At 58.1% G+C, this 19,744-nt stretch carries 21 protein-coding genes and 1 pseudogene; 13 read left to right on the top strand and 9 right to left on the bottom strand.

Translation table 11 applies throughout. The features are described 5' to 3' along the window. Positions 1-99: 99 nt before the first annotated feature. Positions 100-582: a hypothetical protein gene (locus IFS44_RS20625; RefSeq protein ID WP_192099900.1), complete on the bottom strand. Its 483-nt coding sequence runs from the start codon at positions 580-582 to the stop codon at positions 100-102. A 211-nt stretch (positions 583-793) separates the two neighbouring features. Between IFS44_RS20625 and IFS44_RS22480 the strand changes: the two genes are divergently transcribed. The 8 genes from IFS44_RS22480 to IFS44_RS20660 all read left to right on the top strand — a co-directional run bounded on the left by IFS44_RS22480 (position 794) and on the right by IFS44_RS20660 (position 5,263). After that, the gene (locus IFS44_RS22480; RefSeq protein WP_244650487.1) at positions 794-1,111 is read left to right on the top strand and encodes a hypothetical protein; all 318 of its coding nucleotides are present in this window, start codon (positions 794-796) and stop codon (positions 1,109-1,111) included. Between the two features lie 111 nt (positions 1,112-1,222). Beyond that, positions 1,223-1,621 (top strand): DUF5818 domain-containing protein, encoded by a 399-nt coding sequence (locus tag IFS44_RS22845; RefSeq protein ID WP_342366527.1) that lies wholly within the window; start codon positions 1,223-1,225, stop codon positions 1,619-1,621. Next, positions 1,528-1,971 (top strand): hypothetical protein, encoded by a 444-nt coding sequence (locus IFS44_RS20635; protein ID WP_206757889.1) that lies wholly within the window; start codon positions 1,528-1,530, stop codon positions 1,969-1,971. The genes IFS44_RS22845 and IFS44_RS20635 overlap by 94 nt, the downstream gene beginning before the upstream one ends. Before the next feature lie 653 nt (positions 1,972-2,624). Beyond that, positions 2,625-3,140 carry a DUF2975 domain-containing protein gene (locus IFS44_RS22490; protein ID WP_192099902.1) on the top strand — a complete coding sequence of 172 codons (516 nt, stop codon included), beginning with the start codon at positions 2,625-2,627 and terminating at the stop codon, positions 3,138-3,140. Then, positions 3,140-3,358 (top strand): helix-turn-helix domain-containing protein, encoded by a 219-nt coding sequence (locus IFS44_RS20645; RefSeq protein ID WP_192099903.1) that lies wholly within the window; start codon positions 3,140-3,142, stop codon positions 3,356-3,358. The genes IFS44_RS22490 and IFS44_RS20645 overlap by 1 nt, the downstream gene beginning before the upstream one ends. Next, positions 3,355-4,194, top strand: a complete 840-nt coding sequence (locus IFS44_RS20650; protein WP_192099904.1) for a hypothetical protein — start codon at positions 3,355-3,357, stop codon at positions 4,192-4,194. Before IFS44_RS20645 ends, IFS44_RS20650 begins: the two co-directional genes overlap by 4 nt. Continuing rightward, the gene (locus IFS44_RS20655; protein WP_192099905.1) at positions 4,191-4,661 is read left to right on the top strand and encodes a hypothetical protein; all 471 of its coding nucleotides are present in this window, start codon (positions 4,191-4,193) and stop codon (positions 4,659-4,661) included. Before IFS44_RS20650 ends, IFS44_RS20655 begins: the two co-directional genes overlap by 4 nt. A gap of 137 nt (positions 4,662-4,798) precedes the next feature. Then, complete coding sequence (locus IFS44_RS20660; protein ID WP_192099906.1) at positions 4,799-5,263, top strand: hypothetical protein; 465 nt, start codon at positions 4,799-4,801, stop codon at positions 5,261-5,263. A gap of 198 nt (positions 5,264-5,461) precedes the next feature. Here IFS44_RS20660 and IFS44_RS20665 read toward each other — a convergent pair whose 3' ends face one another. Beyond that, complete coding sequence (locus IFS44_RS20665; RefSeq protein WP_192099907.1) at positions 5,462-6,505, bottom strand: phosphotransferase enzyme family protein; 1,044 nt, start codon at positions 6,503-6,505, stop codon at positions 5,462-5,464. Positions 6,506-6,612: 107 nt separating this feature from the next. Here IFS44_RS20665 and IFS44_RS23020 point away from each other — a divergent pair, with 107 nt between their 5' ends. Both IFS44_RS23020 and IFS44_RS20675 read left to right on the top strand, forming a co-directional pair. Continuing rightward, entirely contained in the window at positions 6,613-7,017 is a 405-nt protein-coding gene (locus tag IFS44_RS23020; protein WP_446740872.1) for a J domain-containing protein, read from the top strand. Positions 7,018-7,219: 202 nt separating this feature from the next. After that, a complete protein-coding gene (locus IFS44_RS20675) occupies positions 7,220-7,984 on the top strand; it encodes an SIMPL domain-containing protein (RefSeq protein WP_192099909.1) in 765 nt (254 codons plus the stop codon). Between the two features lie 116 nt (positions 7,985-8,100). Here IFS44_RS20675 and IFS44_RS20680 read toward each other — a convergent pair whose 3' ends face one another. Continuing rightward, positions 8,101-8,304: a helix-turn-helix transcriptional regulator gene (locus IFS44_RS20680; RefSeq protein WP_192099910.1), complete on the bottom strand. Its 204-nt coding sequence runs from the start codon at positions 8,302-8,304 to the stop codon at positions 8,101-8,103. Continuing rightward, positions 8,292-8,780, bottom strand: a complete 489-nt coding sequence (locus IFS44_RS20685) for a hypothetical protein (RefSeq protein WP_192099911.1) — start codon at positions 8,778-8,780, stop codon at positions 8,292-8,294. The genes IFS44_RS20680 and IFS44_RS20685 overlap by 13 nt, the downstream gene beginning before the upstream one ends. Positions 8,781-9,095: 315 nt before the next feature. Between IFS44_RS20685 and IFS44_RS20690 the strand changes: the two genes are divergently transcribed. Then, positions 9,096-9,518 carry a hypothetical protein gene (locus IFS44_RS20690; protein WP_192099912.1) on the top strand — a complete coding sequence of 141 codons (423 nt, stop codon included), beginning with the start codon at positions 9,096-9,098 and terminating at the stop codon, positions 9,516-9,518. Positions 9,519-9,705: 187 nt separating this feature from the next. On the opposite strand, the gene IFS44_RS20695 is transcribed toward IFS44_RS20690, so the two are convergent. Further along, positions 9,706-10,341 carry a hypothetical protein gene (locus IFS44_RS20695; RefSeq protein WP_192099913.1) on the bottom strand — a complete coding sequence of 212 codons (636 nt, stop codon included), beginning with the start codon at positions 10,339-10,341 and terminating at the stop codon, positions 9,706-9,708. A gap of 512 nt (positions 10,342-10,853) precedes the next feature. Here IFS44_RS20695 and IFS44_RS20700 point away from each other — a divergent pair. After that, positions 10,854-10,994 (top strand): hypothetical protein, encoded by a 141-nt coding sequence (locus IFS44_RS20700; RefSeq protein ID WP_192099914.1) that lies wholly within the window; start codon positions 10,854-10,856, stop codon positions 10,992-10,994. Positions 10,995-11,823: 829 nt separating this feature from the next. On the opposite strand, the gene IFS44_RS20705 is transcribed toward IFS44_RS20700, so the two are convergent. Next, on the bottom strand, positions 11,824-12,228 hold the full coding sequence (locus IFS44_RS20705) for a MerR family transcriptional regulator (RefSeq protein ID WP_192099915.1): 405 nt from the start codon (positions 12,226-12,228) through the stop codon (positions 11,824-11,826). A 109-nt stretch (positions 12,229-12,337) separates the two neighbouring features. On the opposite strand from IFS44_RS20705, the pseudogene IFS44_RS20710 reads away from it, so the two are divergent. Further along, positions 12,338-12,954: pseudogene (locus IFS44_RS20710) on the top strand (cation transporter); the annotation flags it as partial. On the opposite strand, the gene IFS44_RS20715 reads toward IFS44_RS20710, so the two are convergent. The 3 genes from IFS44_RS20715 to IFS44_RS20725 all read right to left on the bottom strand — a co-directional run bounded on the left by IFS44_RS20715 (position 12,882) and on the right by IFS44_RS20725 (position 17,996). After that, entirely contained in the window at positions 12,882-14,858 is a 1,977-nt protein-coding gene (locus IFS44_RS20715; RefSeq protein ID WP_192099916.1) for a TonB-dependent receptor plug domain-containing protein, read from the bottom strand. The pseudogene IFS44_RS20710 and the gene IFS44_RS20715 sit on opposite strands and share 73 nt — an antisense overlap. Before the next feature lie 803 nt (positions 14,859-15,661). After that, positions 15,662-17,008, bottom strand: coding sequence for a S41 family peptidase (locus IFS44_RS20720; RefSeq protein ID WP_192099917.1), 1,347 nt, complete (start codon positions 17,006-17,008; stop codon positions 15,662-15,664). Positions 17,009-17,546: 538 nt separating this feature from the next. Continuing rightward, a complete protein-coding gene (locus IFS44_RS20725) occupies positions 17,547-17,996 on the bottom strand; it encodes a hypothetical protein (protein WP_192099918.1) in 450 nt (149 codons plus the stop codon). Positions 17,997-19,744 lie beyond the last annotated feature (1,748 nt).

A 19,744-nucleotide genomic window follows, 5' to 3' on the forward strand; every position in this document is an offset into this window, starting at 1 on the left:
CCGCCGACACTACTGCAAGCCCGACTTTTTCAACACAATCGCCCAATTGCGGACATAGCCGTTGGTCTCAGCGCCATCCGTTTGATAGGCGGTATCTGATCAAATAGGAGGCTCTCCCGCCTTCACGCTTCGTACCGCGTCGCAGAGAATGCGATTTGTCACCCGCTGGTACCAGTTATCCGAAGACCTACGAGCCTGCGCGATCTGATCGCCGGAGAGGTACTTAGATGGTTCATCTAATTTACCTGACCAGAAGCCGAGGCCGAAACTGATTTGCCACAGTTTCACGCGCCACCAAGGCACGGCCTCGGCGATCGTCTCGATGATGTCATTGCGATACATGGACTGAGCCTTGTCTCGCAGCGCGTAACCCGAGTCCGCAGCGCGTTCGGCAACCGCCGTAAGGTCAGATGCTCCGCCGCATCTGTCCACGACGTCAGGCAATGCCGTGTCTGACTCGATCTGCCCCGTGGACCAACTTGGATAACGGAACAGGCTGTCGGAGCGTGTCCAGACACCTTCTAACATCGCGCCCCGAGTCATCCTGACGGACAGCACATTCGCTCCCGGACGGCTGAACACTTGAACTCCGCCTATTACGAGTCCGCCCAAGGTTACGAATTTCCAGAGCCGAGCATCTCTCATCGCGTCAGAATAGCAATCGTGCCGTACCCCGCAATGTCCGCTTTCCACCAGTTTTACCATAAATGCGAGCGGTCCGCCTGCATCACGAACTCGCCGTTTTCACTGGACAAGCTGCACGCTCCTGCCCTTCGACATCTGTCGGAGCGCGGTGCTGTCCCTTCGGAGAACCTTTGTTCGTACAGGTTGGCAAACGGCTTTTTCGGATGGTCCCAGCCGCCCGGCCGCGAATGCCGCTGCCGCCCCCGAGACCAATGTGGTAGAAGCGCGCATGCTCAAGACAAGAATAAAGCGGCTCGCCGATCGCGGCGATCGCGCGGTGCAGCGCCTTGCCGAAATCGAAGCCTCGATCGCGAACCTTTCTAACGAGGATCTGCTCGATCTAGCTGACATCTTTAAGGCCGAGCCCCGCCCGCCAATTGGGGACATGGCGTTCTTGGAAATGGCGCGGCGCGATATCCGTCTTTGAAAGCCGCACGGGTACGTGTCAGCAGGATGATGCACTCACGCTGAGCCACATCGGTTACAGGCAAAGATTGCTCGCAACTATGCACAACGATGATGGAGCAAGGGCGCAGCGATGGTAGCGATTGGAACCCGGATCAATGAGATTGGCACTTTGATCCGCGATGGCGGGGTCTTCTACCTTCGCCGCGATGTTGGTGGGCGCTACGAGCTGGAACTGCATCGCACTCCCGTCGGTCTCATTGAGAAACGCGTTCGGCTCGTCGGCACATTGGTTGGCCCAGATCTTGTGAACGCTGACGGCGTTGCACCAGCTTATCGGGCAGACCATTCCTCTCGTAGTGAGGCACTCGGCGCAATTTTGATTCAACCCGACTCATTGGCGTTGCTCACAAAACACGAACAGGCATCATGCCGGCCATGGAACAGCGGATCATTCATGCGTGCGGTCATGAGCAAGCTCATCATCTCACGGGCTTTGACAGCCAGCAGGAACGCAAGGCCCGGTGGCTGAAGACGACGAACTGTCGAGACTGCTTCGTTGCTGAAAAGCGAGCTGAGGAAGCCGCTGCGGCAGCGTTAAGCAGGGCCGCTATCTCCCACCTCGATCTTCCGCTGCTGACCGGCACCGATCGGCAAATTGGCTGGGCGTCGACGATCAGGACCAAGCGGCTCGCGGCGCTAACCAACCTGAACAGCGGCGCCGATTGTTACGCTTGCCTTCAGATAACTGACGCCAAATGGTGGATCGATCACCGCGATCTGACGGACGTCGATCTGATGGCGGCAGCGACGCAGGCACCGGCCATCCGAAGCGCAACGGCAGTGACGGCGTCTATCACCGAAATGCCTCGGACGGCATGATCATCTAGCTGACGCCGTCGCACGACCAGCATTGCAGAAACGGTGTCATTAATAGCACGAACTTCAACGGGATACCGCGCGCCCACCCCACTCCCGAAATCTAAGCCGGTGCAAAACGTCCGTCTGCAGTGCAGTACTTTTAGGGTATACCCGCAGCGTACTTCTCTAATCTGGTCCGTTTTGTGTCAAGAATTTGCGCATAAGAATCTGGTCAATTTGCCCAGTTGGTCCGGCTTAAGCCTGAACCAAGAAGGACCAAACGGCACCCGTTCAAACGGCACCTCAGCAGGCATTGTTCGCGGCACCAGGGGGGCTCAGCTTGATCGAACCCAAGCTGGATTGTTCAGATTCTGAAAAAGGATCGAATTCTGAGAAGGCGTTGGGCTTCCCGAAACGCGCAGATATCAGGGCTAATTGGCCCGGTCTGTCAGTGGTAAATGTCCGCATCACGGCTTGGCCGGAGTCTCGGAATTGCTGCTGTTTTGAGCCTGAACCACAGTAATTCTTGTAGCCCGATGCGGAATGCAGACGCTCTCTGGGTTCAGCGCTCGCCCAAACCGATAATGCCCGATCGGGCATTGTCCTGCCTCCCAAGATAGTTGACGGTTTATCGAAAAACAATATATATCGTTTTTCGATAAACGGAGGGCTGTGTGCAAGATCGTATTCTTGTCGTCGCAAACGGATTGGTACGGTTTGCGCACTGGCTGAACTGGGTGGTGGCATTCGGTTTTGTGATCGCAATCATCCTTTCGTTCGTGTTCGGCGACGCTTTGTCCGCGCAGATTTCTGCAAAATATCACGGCCGCCATGTAACTGAGACGATCGCCTTGCTGCGGGCCACAGGCATGCTCAGCATTGTCGTCTGCGTCGCGGTCTACCAGCTCTTCAGCCGCCTGTTGTCGATTATGGACACGGTACGCGCGGGCGACCCGTTCATCGTCGCCAACGCAGATCGGCTTCAGCGGATTGGCTGGGCTTTGTTCGCGATCCAGGTGCTTGATCTCGCATTCGGTGCGATCGTGTTCGCGCTTGATCGTCTTGGTATCGATCACGCAACATGGGTTCCCGGCTTTACCGGCTGGATCGGCGTGGTGATGCTCTTCGTGCTTGCCCGTGTGTTCCGCGTCGGTGCGGCGATGCGTGACGATCTGGCAATGACCGTCTGATGCCCGTTGTCGTCACACTCGACGACATGCTGGCGGCTCGGCGGATGACGTTGACCGAGCTATCGCAGGCGGTCGATATCACGATGGCGAACGTATCGATCCTGAAGACTGGCAAAGCGAAGGCGATCCGCTTCTCGACCCTGGAGGCAATCTGCGAGGTGCTCGACTGTCAGCCGGGTGACATCCTGAGTTTCACGCAAATGGGGGAAACGGATTGATCGAACTTGCGGAGAAAGCCGGAACGCGAAGGGGGATCGGCAGCGCGCTACGTGGTGTAGGGCGCGCCGTGCTCGAAACCTATCAGCATGGCGGGCGGACGATCGTGACCGCGCCGCTGATCCTGGGGATCGCTGTGCTGCCGGAATTCATGCAGCATGTCGCAGAGATCCATCTGGGTATGTTCGACTCCGCCGGGCGTTTCCGCGCGCTTGCTAACGATCCACTTCGCTGGGGTTTTGGCTACGTAAAGGTGGCAGGGTTCATGATCGCCATGCTCGCTGTCGCGCGGTTCTGGTCAGTGAGGTCGATCCCTCAAACACTACTGGTCCCGCCAGCAACTCTGCTGCGCGTCGCGGCGGGATTGATCATAGGGTTCGCTATTGCGTGGCCGTTCGCCTGGCTGGGCAAGCAAGGCTTGTCACCCGTGATCAATATACCTCTCCAGATCGTTTCTGCCGTGATTCAGGGGGGCTTTCTGATCTACGTCATTGGCGCGTTAGTGGAGGACGGGTCCGTGACGCCAAAGCGCGCTATGACGTCGCTGCTGCCTGCCGCGATCATGCTCAGCGTGCTGGTCGCTGTGGCATTCGCCCCATCGCAGGCGCTCCACATGGCCAACCACAAGCTGGCTTTGGGACAACCACTACCGATCGTGTGGATGCTCATGCTCTTCGATGCACTGTGGGTCGGACTATTTGCATCGCTGGTTGGCTCTGCAATGTTTGTCGGAGTGAGAACCGGGCTGACCTGGCGGGGGTGGACTGTGCATCCTAGTGATCTGAACCCGTCGGATGTTCATATTCTTGAAGGCGCAAAACGGAGTGCGGTTATATGACGCCGATAGTTCTGTTCTTGATGTGCTGGGCAGCCTTGATCGTGGCCGGGGACACACAGATCGGACGGTCGCTGCACAGTGTGATGGTGCAGCTACCCGCCGTTGCGGCAAACCGCCTTACACGGGGCAACGTCGCGATTGCGATCGCCGTTCTGTTATTGATCGTCTTGCACGTAACTGCCGAAGACGGTGATCGAATCCGCATGGCGGGCCTGGCCGTCCCTGAATTAACCATTTGGCTTACAACCTTCGAAATCAGCACCGTCATTGAGGCGACTACTGGTTTAGCAGTAGCATGGGGGGCAATACGCCGAGTGAGCGTCTCAGCGGTACTTGCGATCCTTCCTTTTCGCTCTGCTGCACTTACAAAGGGTAAGGCTAGACGGGTTCGCCGCAATCGGCGCCGCAGTTGCGTTTCACCTGCGAACGACGATGAGGATGGAGCAGGACTGGCGCTGGCGGCATGAACTCCACGTTGCGTATCGGCCAACCAGCGTCGCACTTCCCGATTGAGAATCGAGTTTTGGGAATGAAAGTTTTCGGTGGGCACCCCCGCAATCCCGAAGGCCATTGGACTTCGTCGTCTTGATTGGCCGATAGATCGATGACAGCCTACGACTCAATAAATACGGTGGGACATCATATGCGTCTATTACTTATTAGCCTTGCACTCGCTGTTGGGGGCTGTGCGCAGGCACCCGAAAACGAGGTGGAGGCTGACGCAACGGCTAACATGTTAGAGCAAGCCACCTCACAGCCTGCTCCGGCATCCGAACCCGGCGACGCCATCGATGTGCCCAGCGACCCCGGTGTCGGCTACCGGCTTCTCGATGTAAGCCCCGGCAAAAACGGCAACCTGATTGCCATTTCGCGAAGGGTAGGGAAATCAGGTGTCAGCTATGCACGCCGAGAAATCGACTGTGCAGCGATGACTTTCCGCTATCTCGGCGAAGGCGACACCCTCGAACAAGCTAAGGCTGACAGCCCAAACCCGGGCGATATGGGTATGCTGACTGACGGCTCGATCAGTGATGTGATTTCTGAATATGCCTGTCAGAGGGCAAAGTAATCAATATAGCACGGCCGTTTTCATAGACCGATTGGTGATAGTGGCATGCGCGACCCTTCCGATTGAGAACGGCGATTTAGGCGCTGTCCTAAAGGGTCCGGTAATCGAGACAGGCATCCTGTAACGGTCGTGGCTGTTGAAAAATGCCGATCACCGCGCCCTCCCTGTGTCACAAGGGATCGTATATCGGGAAAGCCGCTACCCCCTTAGGGTTTGATCCGGGGGCGTTAGCGGGAACACCGCCGGATCAAAGGCAGCTACGTCCAATAGGTATGCGCGATCCTTCGCATCCGCCCAGCCTTCCGGCCAGTTTCCTAAAATCCAGACGCCTTGATCGAGCCATGCCAGTTCCAGGATCGACGGCCACGCCGTCAGCTCCGCGTTGTTGAAAGCGACATGCCCGGCATAGCCCCGTAGAAAGGTCGCCCACTCGGCAGGCGTCCATAATCGACCGGGAGCGGTGGAGAGATCGCAGTGGAACAGCAGCAGCGCGACCGCGAGGTCGTAGAGCCTCGGTATCCGTGCCGCATGATCGGGATCGACTAGCGTGGGTTTCGGGCTGAAAACCAGGTTCGACGCCTTGAAGTCGAAGCTGCACCCGGCGAGCGGCAAGCCTGTAATCGGTTCGGCCCCGGCGAGGCGCGCTAGCGTCACCTCCCGAAGTGAGTACCGATCCGCACCGGCTGCTTCGATAGCATTTTCGGCCAGAGCAAGGTGCGGCTCGATCCATTCGGCATCTCGGACCACGGGCTCCCTGTAAGTCGCCAAGGCGCTCCCCTCGGAAGGATCGGCCGCGTGCATTCGGCCGAGTAAACGCCCAGCGTCGGCAATCTCGCCCTCACCAGCATGGTAGCCGGTGCCCGACACGAAGGGATAGACCACCCACTCTTTGCCATCATCGAGACGGCGGGGATTGGGGTGGAGGTGAGCTGCTGGAGCCACCACATCAACGCCTAGGCCACGTAGCGCCGTAAGCCATCGACCAATCGCCTCACCGTCTGAATGGACCAGTCCCGTTCTCTTCAAAACCCAATCGCCGCCACGATCATGAACACGCAGCACGGGCGCGTAGTCGTAGAGCGACACGGGCTCGCCGGGATGATCAAACGGGAAGGCTGCGACCATATGCATAGAACCACCCACCCGCCTCCAGCCCTCTCTCAAACGATCGTGAAATCCGAAAATCGGCATGCCGATGCGAAAGCGATTGTGCACCCGGTCCGAGTGGCTGAAACGCGTCATAATATCGAGGGGCAAATCTGGCGCGCCAAATTTCGCGTTGCGGACCGACGGCGGTCCATGGCAATCGATAACGCGCGTGAATGCTATTGCATGATCTGGTGAGCGATATGGATTATACGAAAGATTATTACCGTATTCTCGGCGTCACACCAGATTCCGACTCTGCTACCATTCGAGCCGCATACAAAACGCTAATGGTAAAATACGATCCCGATCAAAACAGGTCGGCGGAGGCCCCCGGCATTACTAAGTCGCTTACAGAAGCGATTAACATATTAGACAATGAGATATGTCGCTTAAAATACGACCAGTACCGACTAAAGCGTAGCGAGTACCGGAACAGAAATAGTGGTGGGAACGTAAATAATCTAAGTCCATCATCTACAACAAGGCCCATTGCTAGCTCGTTGAACGCAGGCCCCACTGACAAATCGAGAACCATATTAGGCGTGGGCGGGTTGCTCGTTACTCTGACGATAATGGCTTTAGCCGTGGCTAGTGTGAGTCGCTGACGCAGCAGTTTGTCATAATTAAACGCGGTTCCTTCCCAAGGAAGGCTGAACGACAAGCGCTCGAAATTTCGAACTGACCCGGCTTCTCGAAAACGAACCCTTTTGCAAGAAAGTAACTGATGCTCTCTCCTATTGCAGCAGTTACGCGATCGGCTACGCTTGTCGGTGAAGGCGGCAGCGTCCATCCTTCTGGGAGCTACAGATGAAATTGGCCGTCCTTGCGATCATAACTGCCGTAAGCTCATCAGCAGGAGCCCAAACGCCCTCACCGTCCCAGATCCTTGTCTCAGCAAGCGGCACTGCCAAGACACCTCCGGACATGGTCACGGTTGGATTTACCCTTCGTGGGGAGGGGGTGACGTCAGATGAGGCTAGTTCCAAGCTGCGCGATGGCTCCAAAGCGATGCGGACAGGCGTTGCTGGACTTTTGCAGAAGGCAGGCGAATATCACTCTTCGGCCCTCTCGATTATACAAGTGCGATCGAAAGAATGTGACGCGAGCAGCTATGGACCACAGCGGCTATCGACGGGGTCCTGTGCAATCATTGGCTACATTGCGTCGATGCCTGTCACTATACAAACCTCCCGTGTGGCCGACGCTGGTACCCTAGTTGGTTTAATCAGTCGGCTTGGTGGCTTGGACGCGAACCTGCGGGGCTTCTGGTTACACGACGATACGATTGCACGCCGTCGTGCCATGCAGGCGGCTCTGGTTAGCGCGCAGACGCAAGCGCGGTCGATCGCTGAAGGAGCAGGTAGCAAGCTTGGACCGTTATTGCGGGTGCAGGATGCCAACTATCGCGAAGTAACATTGGAGATGCCAGCCACTGCGCAGTCTGCGGCTGAGTCCGTGCCGCCCCCGCCGCCCCCGCCGCCTGCACCCGAGGAACCTGTCCGCCTCGACCTCGCCCCCGAGCCAATTCAAACGACTGTGCGCCTAATGGCTGCATACGGCATTGATCGTTGACCATCGCGGTACGCATCAAAGTTGTGCATGAAGAAACTCACGGATTCTGCTGTCGCTAGGCTGATGCAAAACTGGTGATTTCTGCATCAGGACAGCCGCCGCGCTACTGCCGATGTCTAATTTTCCGGTAGGCTGAATAGGTTCTCTACAGGCACTTTGAATAGATGGGCCAGCTTGAGCGCCAATGACAAACTAGGCTCAAACCGACCTGTCTCGATTGAATTGATGGTTTGTCTGGAAACGCCAACGAGCGTTGCCAATCCAGCCTGCGTGAAGTTCGATGCAGCCCGGTGTTCCGGGAGACGAGTTAAGACGCCCATTTGCGCGCAGCGGTCCGGCCGAACAAGATTGTGAGTGCTGAGAAAAGGATCAGGGGGGCCGCACCCTGTATGGGCGGGCTAATCCCGGTCATATTTAACAGGCCCCACACTGTGAGGGCAGCGGCAGTCCACGCGCCACTCATGCCGAGTGACCAGTTCTGCACTCGATGAAACAGCTCATCCTGACGGATGCTCATGCGCCACCATAGCAGGCCAGATAAGGCAGCAAAGCCGATCACCCAGACCACAATCCAAGCGACAGGCAGATAGAGAGAAGGAGTTGAAACAGCGGTGCTGTCAAGGGGCATTGGGCTCTGAAACTCAATACCCACTCGGCGCGCCGCATCAGCGGTCCATTTGAAAAGCGGCATAACAGCCGCCACGGCGCTCGCCATACTCCCAGACACAAGGCGTCGGCTGGTTTGATCTAAAGCCGCCCAATTGACCCCGGCCCCACGGTGAGTGAACTCGTACATCGGCTTCCCCTACGCTTCCGCGCAATGTCAAACATACGCGACATTTAGAGTCAAGTATGTTTGACTCGTAGGGGCGGCTTTCTAGGTCGAGCGGGGGCACCCTTCACAGGCTCACAGTGCTCAATTTGCGCGAGGCCTTTGATGCAAAACTTTTGATTTTTGCATCAAAAATGTCCGGGATGGAGAGGAAAGCGGACATTGCTGGGTGAAAGTAGAATAGGCGTGGGGTACCATGCTGACCTGCACCTACTCATCTCGAAAGGGCGATGCTTTGCACCTCGCCGGTCCCTTAGTTGCGCTCCTGCGCCCGCCTGAATGCTGATCGAGCTCGCCCTCACGCTCGCCGCCCAGGTGTCTTCATCTCTTCCAGTGCCGGTGAACGAGTTTCCCGCGACCAAGACGGACCAGGCGCTCACAAATTCAATCTCGTGCAAGCCGAACGGCAACTTTTCGGTCAATCTGCGATGGCGCTTCCGACAGGGCCTGGTGAATGCCTTGGTCAAGCGCAACGGCGTAGCATTGCCGCACAAGGAGAACAGCAAGCTTGTCGCTGCTCTAACCAGGGCGACCGACCTGCTCTATGTTCAAATGGGATGTTCCGGCTCACTCGATGCGCAGATTAACGTCGTATATGTGGGGCAAGAGAGTGGTCATCCTTGGGCGATGATGTTGCCGGTAACCGTCCGCTCAAACACCCTCGAACTGCTCCCAACCGTTCAGGTGCCGTTGCTTCCGTAACGGAGTAAATGCGCAATGTCGGATGTTGGGCGTTCCTGTCATTGCAAAAGGGACCCCTTTTGCGACCGGCCCGTGTCAGCTTAGATTCTTGAAATAGGATGCTATTTTGAGAAACAGCCGCCCCCGACCTGTCTGATCCGAAAACAAATTGCCATCTGTACGCGGTGTCACACCCTTCGGTCTGACCTTAGCTGGGAACGCAAGCTTCTACCGGGATAACGTTAGGCGCGGCACCCGAAGGGCGAAAAACGCGAACGGCGCTTCCGACCTGCTGACGTTGTAGGTTGAGACAGTAACGGGACGAGTGGGCCGTGGCCTCCAGCAATTGATAGTCGGCTAGTGAGATCGGGATCGGGCGTTCCTCCCCCTGCCTGTCGATCAAAACAACAGGCTGCGATTTGCGCATACGATATGAGACGATCGGAAAGTTCGCCCAGGTAATCGGGGAGCTACTATCCGCAAAGGCTCGCATGTTGGCTGCGCGCCACGCGACATGGTCGAAAATGACCGCGTAGAACGTCCCGAACGTAACAAGCACCAGCGAGGCCATGATAACCTTTCGTCGGAATGACGCCTCCGCTCGCGTTCGCGTAGAGTAGCGGACGACGAACCAGCCGAGCATGACTCCAAGGAACGCGCCAAGCCAAGTCACCCCGCCGAGGAAGCGCCCGTTGATCGGCGTGACCAGAGCAGTATCAGCCGCATTGATGTCGAACACCCACAGACAGAATACCGCTGCATAGAGCCCGAACACGATGCGTTCGGTTAGTGTAAGACGCTGGCGGCTCGGCAACCCGACACCGGGGAGGTTGGTGGGTGACATGATCCCGATTTAGTGCCGAATGCTAAATGAGCCGTAAGCGCTTAGGCGCTGTACCGTCTCCTTCATTCGCAAATCCGAGGCCGCACTGACAGACTGCCTTTTCCATTTGGAACGGCAATCGAGAAGGCCGTCGCGTTCTCGATTAAGATCCCTCGCGAGAATGCGGGATCGTACGGAAGGGCGCGGCTAGACCAGACGAGAGTATTCCTCATCCCCGTTTTCCAGGGCGTCCGCATGGCGCTCTAAAGCCCTTGCCATTTCTAGTAGTGCTTGCTTCATCGACTCGCCACCCAAGGTCTCGGCAAGTTCGCGGTATTCGGTAGCCCCGGCCCGAAGCTGTCGGACAGTTTTAGTCATTGCCGCCTGATACTGACGCAAGTTGCAGTAGGCTAGTCCTGCCGGCGTCCGGCGTTCCGCAATCGGCCGGCCGGCAGCGGCGTAGTGCAATTATCAGTGATCTCTAGTGCCTTTGCGTTATCGACCAGCTCAGCTGGCCGCTACTAGATCGCCGGATGACCGCCGAACACCAAGAAACCGTTGAGTATCTGAAGGCTCAACTAAACGAGCTTTTGAACCTCGCGGACCGGCTGGACCTTCCCCTTGTCGCCATCCGGGTGTCCTCGGCGATCGACGCGATACCTGAGGAACTGTAGGTCGCGCCACAGGTTTGCAAGGTTCTCCCTCCCATTACCGGATGGGCTGTTTCCCTCTCCAACCCCGACATTCCCGAAATGCGATCGATCCCGGGAATGCGCGGCCGTCTCGATCGCCGTTCCTTTTCGGGAAGGCTGAGTCATAAGTTTCGTTGTACGATCAAAATGGTTTTACCCTGCCCACCCCTGTGGCAAGAGCGCTGCGCAATTCGTTACAAACCGTTTGCGAAGAAGTTCGGGAATGGCGGGGTAGGTTCTGACTTGCCGTTGGTACGATGCGGTTATTGTTTCTCCTGCGTCTAAACTAACTAAGACGTTCCGACTGGTTGGAAAGTCGAACGAATAAGCCGTCTGGCCGCCAACCATAGCCAAATCAGGCCTAGAGGAGCGCTCGACCTTACCAAATGATATGTTCAAAGTTGGTTGTGGCCACGCCTGAGCTGCGGCGAAACCGCGCAACTGCACGTTTGTACGAGTACCATTACAGCCGAGTATCAGGCGTGGACGATTGCCTTCATAGAAGGACAGATAGGGGGCGCTATCCATCACCCCAAAGCTAGTCCAGCCGGTTCGTTGCGGCCCAGCAACTACTGCCGTTGCAAGACAGATTGATAGCAAGCAGGTTGATCGCAGGCAGGGGTGCATCCGTTTTCAGCCTTTGTGAACGTCGTCAAAAAAGCCGAGTTAGCGATTGGAAATGACAACTCGTTGACTATCCGCTCACCGTCTCCAGCTTTGTGGTTCACGTAGCGGTTCTCATTCAACGATCGAAAAACGAGAAACCCTAAGCCTTCTCGAAATCCGTCCAGCATAGAGGTTTGGGAATAGTCTAACCGCCCACAGATGGTCCTAAGGCCTCAATGATCCGGCATTCGGCGATGGTGCCGCCATCGCATGAATCGATCACCGCCTTCAGTTCGCGACGGAGGGCACCCAGGTCAGCAAGCTTTCGATCAACCTCGCGCAAATGCTCATTGGCAATGCGGTCGATGCCGGCGCAGTCGCAGCTACGGTCGTCGGATAGACCTAGGAGCGCCCGCACTTGGTCGAGGGAAAAGCCGAGATCGCGGGCGCGGCGGATGAACGATAGGCGACCTAGCTCCGCCTGCCCATAATCGCGGTAATTACCCGCCGTGCGCGGCGGTTTCGGCAACAGACCGATGCGCTCGTAATAGCGCACCGTCTCAACCTTCGTGTTCGTCGCCTTGCTCAGATCGCCGATTGTCAGCGCCATGCCTTGACCCTGTAGCTACTACAGACACTAGATAGGGCGTCATCAAACATTTGTGAGGTGACGGCATGGCAGGAGGTTGTTGCGGCGGTTGCGCCGCCCCCGCCGCGANTTTGGATAGCGCTGGCGATCAACGCCGGCATGTTCGGCGTCGAGATCGCAGCCGGCGTTTCGGCGCAGTCGGCATCCCTCAAGGCCGATGCGCTCGACTTCCTCGGTGATACTGCAAACTATGCCATCAGCCTTGGGGTAGCCGGCTTTGCGCTCCGCTGGCGGGCGCGTGCGGCTCTGGTGAAAGGCGGTTCGCTGATCCTGCTTAGCGCATGGGTAATCGGCAGCACCGTCTGGATGGCGACGCGAGGCACGCTCCCGGCCGCGGAAACGATGGGCGTCGTGGGTGGGCTGGCGCTGGCCGCGAACCTCATATGTGCGGTCATCCTTTGGCGTCATCGACATGGCGAAGCCAATCGCCGGTCTGTCTGGATATGTTCGCGCAACGACGCGATTGGCAACATCGCCGTCGTTGCCGCCGCTTTCGGCGTATTCGGGACGGGCACCGGCTGGCCGGATATCGCAGTTGCCGCGATCCTCGCGGGACTTGGGCTGTCGGGGGGCTGGCAGATCATACGCCAGGCCCGCGCGGAATTGCACGAGGATCAATCAGCACCAGCGCCGAACCGGAAGCGCACGCCCCCGTTTATCGTGCGGCCTTCCAGCGAGGCCCATTGATCCACAGTCCACGCGCCATCCGGCGCGCGGGATGGCAGCAGCAGCGGGTTATAGCGGGTCTGGCGGACGTTCAGCAGGTTCTCCGCGTTGACGAACAGGCTGACCGATCCCAGCATAAGCTCCCCCATCGCGCCCAGCTCGACATAAGGCCGGCTCCGCGATCGGTAGGGGTTGTCCTCCAAACCCTGCCGGCCTGTGTAATAGGCTTCCAGACCGAGCCGACCCCGGCCGCGCTTTTCCCAAACAGCCGTCAGGCCAGCGGTATCGCGCGGGGTCAGTGGCACGGCGCGGCGTCCAAAGACATCCGGGTTCGGCTCCGTCGCATCAGTGTGGACGTAGCTGCCCGTGAAAGTGATCGCCTTCAAATGATAGCGCAGCAGCAGCTCGGCTCCCCGCGTGCGGGTCACACCATCGGCGTTGCCGAGGGCGACGCGATCGGCGGCAATGTCGCGAAGTTGCACGGCATGGTCGATGTTCGAGCCGAACAGCGTCAGGCTCGCCTCAACGGGGCCTCGCGCATAGCCGAAGTCGATCGACGCGCTGTCCGCCGTCTCGGCACGAAGCCCACGCAGCGGATCGAGCCGTGACAGCCCGGCCGCTTCGATTTCCTCGACGAACGGCGTGGGCGCGTAGAAGCCCCGACCAAGCGACGCCCGCACCGTCCACGGTCCCGGCTTAAACAGCATCGACACACGCGGGCTTAGCCGGGAGCCATATTCGCTATGATCGTCCCAGCGCGCGCTTCCCGCCAGCGTCAGGTCCGGCAACACCTTCTGTTCCAGTTGCGCGAACAGCGCTGGCACCCGGTAGGTGTAGTCAAACGCGGGAAAGGTGCGAGAGCGGTAGGTGTCCACCTGATAGGCTGCACCGGCAAGCCATGTGGTCGCACCCGTACCGCCGCCTAGCGATGTTTCGGTCAACAGCGTACGGTGACGATCATTCTCCACGACGTTGCCGAAACGGTGAAGATGCGACTGAGTGACGCCCGATGCCCGAAGGTACAACGTCCCCAGCCCCTCGATCGGAGTTTGGGCGTTCAGCCCGGCATCGAGACGGTGGCTTCGCTGATCTTGAGGAAAGGCCGTACCATCGGGCACCACCCGCCCCGGCAGCGTCCCGCCATTGCGCTGTTCGGTCATCGCCCCAACCGTCAGCAACGCTTTCGCTCCGTTTGCTCCATCCCAGAACAGCCGGGGGCGAACGGTCCAGCGACGATAGCCCGGTATGTTCGCCCAGCCATCACCATCTACGTCCCGCCGATCCTGCCGGCTAAAACCGCCTGTGAGGGAGTAGCTAAGATCGTCGGTCAGCGGCGCTGAGTTATAGGCAGTAACGTCCTGTCCGCCCCGACTTGTGGCGTTGAGCAGAAGTTCGGCCTGTTGTTCAGTCGCGGGCCGACGCGATACGAGGTTGATGACGCCACCAAGCGCGGAAGGGCCATAGAGCGCTGATGCCGCACCCTTGATGATTTCAACCTGTCCAAGATCGGTAGGTGTAATTTGCAGCAGGCCGATCGAAGGCGTCTGTCCGCCATAGAGTGGCAGGCCGTCAGCAAGGATTTGCGTGTAGCGACCCTTGAGCCCCTGCACGCGGACGTTGGATGCTCCGGTAGCCGGTGACGTTACCTGTACCCGCACACCCGGCGTCTCGTTTACCAGCATGGCGACGTTGCCGGGCGACATGAGGATTTTTTCCTCAATTTCCTCCCGGTCTAGCACCTCGGCACGAATTGGTTCGTCCTGCACGCGGCGACCCGTCCGCGTCGCCTGCACGATGATATCCTCCCCTTCCTCTGGTTCCTCGCTGGCAGGGCGATCTTGTGCGAAGGTGGGCGTAGGCGCGAACAAGGATGCCGCGATCGTCAAGGCTGTTGAGGCGACCAGCCCGCGAGCATGTATCTTCATCGCAACTGCTATTCCCGAACTGCGCACCGCCGATGGATGCGTTCGAGCCATTCCATAAGGTCTGTAGTAGCTACAGGGTCAAGCGTGTTTGCCCATTCTCCAAAAGGAACTGCCAGCGAGATAGCTGACGTCTTTTGGTCGGTCCCGCGCCTCAAGTACCGAGCTTTTCTCAAAATCCGTTCTCAAAACCACTTTCTCCAAATTGCGCCGTCGAGATGGCATTATGAGAAGGCAGGGCGGCTCCGATGGGGCGACCTCAATGAACCATGAGTAAGGCACCATCGATCCTGGCCGAAGCCCCTCCCCTTCCCACGCCCTTCCTCTTCCAAGTCGTGCGAATGATTGAGATGCAGCCGGTACGTTTTAGCTATGCCCCTAGCTCACCGCTACGGGCTAGTCCGTTTTACGTGATAAAACTGCGTATAAAATTCAGGTCAATTTGATCGCCTAGTCCGGCTGAAGCCTTAACCCAAGAGGACCATACGGCACCTATTCAAATAGCACTGCTGAAGCATCATTCAGAGGGCGGCACATCGGACGGTCTCAAATACGCTAAGCCCCGGCAGGTTCACTCAGGCGTCGCAAAACAACTGTTTGTCACACACTCGTGACGGGAACCGGGCTTTCCGTACATTCGACCGCTGAACGGCGATAAGTGGTGGCAACCGGACAGGCCGCTTTTAGGAAGGCAGGTGGCCATAGCCGATATTGCCCGGGGCTACTGCTTTTCCCACAAAAAATGGTAAAACGGGCATCGCGAAACTGCACGCCCTCAATCGACGTATGATCGGGACGCGATTTCGTTACTGCGTCGGCGGACGTGAACGGTTCAGGGCGCGAAGTGCCTCAAACAGCGCAGTGTCGCGTCCAGCGCGAAGATCCGCCGACGAAGCGAGGACCGCGAGATTTGGCGCGACACCGGCCCCTTCCAGACGCGTTCCATCCAGCATTATTACTTCCTGCACCGGCACCTGTACCCGCCCGCCGTCGGGAAGCGGAAAGGTGGGGGCACCTAGAACGGACCCATTCGTTCGCCGTCCGATTACGATGGCACGGCCAAGCCGCTTGAGTACCGCAGTCGATACCTCTGCGGCGCTTGCAGATGCAGGACCGGTTAGGATCGCGAGTGGGCCGGCATAGGGCGCGGCATCGCCATCAGCATCGGTCTTGAACACCCCGCGGCCGGACGCGTCTACCGTCCTGTAGACGGGGCGACCTGGCGGCAGGAGTAGGTTTAGGAGGAGCATCGGGAACCCGCCGCTGTTGAAACGAAGATCGATCACCACACCTGCCGGCCCGGCCTGTCGCAACGCTTCCGCGACCTTTCGAACAGGTTCCACCTCGAACTTGTCAAACCGGATGTAGCGTACGCCGCCGGCAAAGGACCGCACTTCGACGGCTGGCCGAGTCCGTGAACAACCGACGTCGAAGGCGACCTTGCTTTTCGGGCCATCGGGAAGGGCAAGTGTGCGAAGATTGTCTCGTCCGCTGCCTTCCCACTTCCCTATCTGGTCGGGCGTCAGGCGAAGGAGCGTCGCCGTAATCCGACGGCCCGATAGAGCTGGCTTGTTGGCATATTCCAGCACAAGCCATCCGGGCGCCACGCCGGCATGGGCCGCAGCAGAGCCAGGGATCACCTCACCCACTTCGATCCCGACACCCTTTCCGCGCCGAATGGGAGTGAGAAACATCCCGCCGTCCGGTTCCGGGCAGGGCGATGAGACGGGCGATTGCGTTGGGACGCCCTCGTCCGCCTTCGCGCGCCTCGCTGCCGCGATCGGCATCTCCACGCCGACATGCGATACCGGGAACCTCTGGGCTAGTTGGGCCATCACGTCCCAGTAGAGATGCCAGTCGTCGGCACTTTTCGCGGCCTTGAGGCGCCAGTGACGTCTGAGCTTCGGCCAGTCGAGCCCACCAAAGGACTGGTCGTAATAATGTGCTGATATCTGAGCCGCGAAGGCGTCGTAGATGGCGAGACGCCGCTCCACACCGGTCAACCGCCCGAACGCCTCCGCCGCGTACTTGGCATCCTGCCGAGCCGCCTCCTGGCGTGGCCCGACAACAAGGAAGAAGTAGGCAACCAGTCCAGCAAACAGCAGGGCCGCCGCAGCGACGCAGCCGCTGAGGATGCGAAGCAGCCACCTCAAGACGGTCGGGCCTTTTGGCGAAAGCCCGGACGTCGAAGCGTACCCCCGCAGCTCCCGTCCTTCCCGGACGATTCAGCGGCAGGGAGCCTCGTACCGTCGCGGGAGCCATCTTCGATCACAACGCGACGCTATGCGTTAGGGCAACGCCTGTCGAATTTGGCGGCAGCTTCCTGCAAACGAACGGCGGGCGGGAAACTCACCGCCTCGATCGGGCTGAGGGACGCCGGCGGGTTTCGCTTTCCCGAAATCTGTTCCCAATCGCTCTATCCCGAAATGGCCGATCGGAAACCGAGAAAAAAGATCGCGCTTAACGAATGGCCGCTATTGCGCGCCCGGATCCCAAGCCTGAAAGGCCGGACGTGGGCGTCAGCGGTCATTCGATGCGACCGGCCCCGGAACGTCCGAACTTGGTGCTCAGCTGCCGTCCATGACGTCGCTGGCCCGAAGCCATGGAAACTCGGTTGCAGCCTCCCGCTCCGCAGTAGTCGGCAAAACCCCGGGTGTTCTACACTGAGCGATATGACCGCGGGCGCGAAGATTAGAACGGAGCAGGCGGCTTATTCGTCATTGATACGCGTTGAATATCACCATCAATCCCTAGCACTACCCCAATTTCCCAGTAGCGTTTTCCAGGCCCGTCAGGTGCGTAGGCGAGCCGATATGGCTGCCATAGCTCGTTGTCGCTGCGCACCCTTTCGACACTCCACACGCTCTTGAACGGCACCTTCAAAAAGACGTCTCGCGGTGAAACCTTGGCCTCATCATAGGAGGCAATCGATCCCGCGAGTAATTCAAAAGACTCAAATTTACCGGCTTCTAAGTTACGTTGAGCCTCCTCCAACTTGGCAATAAGACTAACTGCATCTTGAGGGCTGAGTCCCGTTAATTGCCTCGTGCTTGGAGCTGGCGAAGCCTGACTCGCATGTGCCCCACCAATAGCGGATTGCCCCGCCAGCCCTATAATAAGGGCAATGTGCCAGATTCGCATGGTTTGTCCTTAGGCGATCGGAGTTGCCCCGGTAACCGCATGGAGCCCGCTCAAATGCTATACCCCGAAGGCCTTGATGCAAAACCTGCGATTTTATCACGGATATCCGGCATTGGTGGATTGCCGACGTTACCTTACGAGCGGCCTATTCCGCAGGCTGACGGTATTCGAGCGGAATAGGTTTGAAGATAGCAGCTGACGCGCATCCTAAAACCAAGCCAGTCAGGACGAACGGGCTGAAGGCAGCGTTGCCTCGGATCATCTCGATCGCACCGGTCACGGCAAGCCAAGTGACAACTAGCAAAAACAGCCTCGCGAAGAACATTCGGAGTCGTGGATGCATCCGATTTTTCAGGCGCGTGGTCCAACTCGACATCAATAGCTCCCGTTCTTGCAAGGACATGTCATACGCCGGCCACATCCGCAATTAAGCGCTTCCCGCCTGTCCGCTCTGGGGTCCGCTTTGCCGACAGCGAATGTCGCGACCTAGTGATGAGCGGACCGTCCGTTTTCGGGGGCTAATAGGAAAGTAACGCTGTTTTAGCGGCCTTCCTTCCGGCAACCAACAAAATCAAAAAATTGCCTGTCGAGGAAGGCGGTGTCTTTGGAACCCGCCGCGTCCCGGAAAAGCATATGAGCCGGAGCAGGTTCTCCCCGCTTCGGAACGTGATTGATCAGATTATACATGATATCGGTTCCGATATATTGCCTGTTTCCGTATGGACGAGGCCCCCCATCCGGACTTGGCGGCTGCCAGCCTTTGGCGATAACGTCTTCCGTAGACGCAACATTTTGGAGCCCGTTCGAGCCACCGTTCCACGGCAGCCACCAAAAGGTCTTCCTTAATTCCTTATGCTGGACTGCTATCGCAACATGGCTTGGCCAATCTGGACCGCTGTCGACTGGGCGAAAGTAGGCAGTTACGCTTGGATCGTGGCGCAAAACATAGTGTGCCTGCTCAACGGGACAGGTAGCTACCGTAGCCGCCGCAAGTGCTAACATGCCAATCATTGCGACAGTCTCCGCCTCTAGTCTTATGTCATTGTAGCTGATGAATGAGTGTCGGCAATCGTGACCGCCATGAAGACGGATACGAACGGGTGTAGGCGGAAGCGGAATGACCGGGATTGGCGGAAAGCGAACGTTTCGTTCTAGTTATTCCGTAACACTGATTAACCCTCTGGTAGCAACACCACTCTAGGTGATTGATTGCTGATAAAGGGGAATATAATACGATGAGCGGTTCGGTCTCGAGAGATCGACGCAGAGTTGGCGTCGCATCCGCTATAATCCTTGCGTCATCTGCTGTCGTGTCGTTCGTGAGTCTGCTTGTCTATGCGCAAGGGCTCCCGGAATTACCAATAACCTCCATAGTGATCCTAGCGCTCACCACATTGTTCACGGTAGCAGCCGCCACTTGGCTGGGTCGTAAAATCTGGATCGCAGGCAGTAGATGGCCTGCAATGGCGCTGCTGGCATGGTCCCTCATGAAACAGATCAATCCGGACTTTCTATACCCAAACGCGCTGCCAAAGCTCCTTTATGTCGTAGCACTCGTGGGAGCCATAATGGTCCTAGTTCCCGCTAACGCAATAAAATCCGGGGATGTCCGTTAGTGGACGTCCGCGGAACGGCCAGAATTTGGTGGTCAACGGACAGGCCGCTTTTGGGTACGAATGTGGCGATAGCGGCCGTTAACAGAAGCGCCGACATCGAAAGGAGACCACGCGCCGAAGAAAGTCCGAGAC

This window comes from Sphingomonas sp. CFBP 13706, from assembly GCF_014842355.1.
Lineage (GTDB): Bacteria > Pseudomonadota > Alphaproteobacteria > Sphingomonadales > Sphingomonadaceae > Sphingomonas > Sphingomonas aerolata.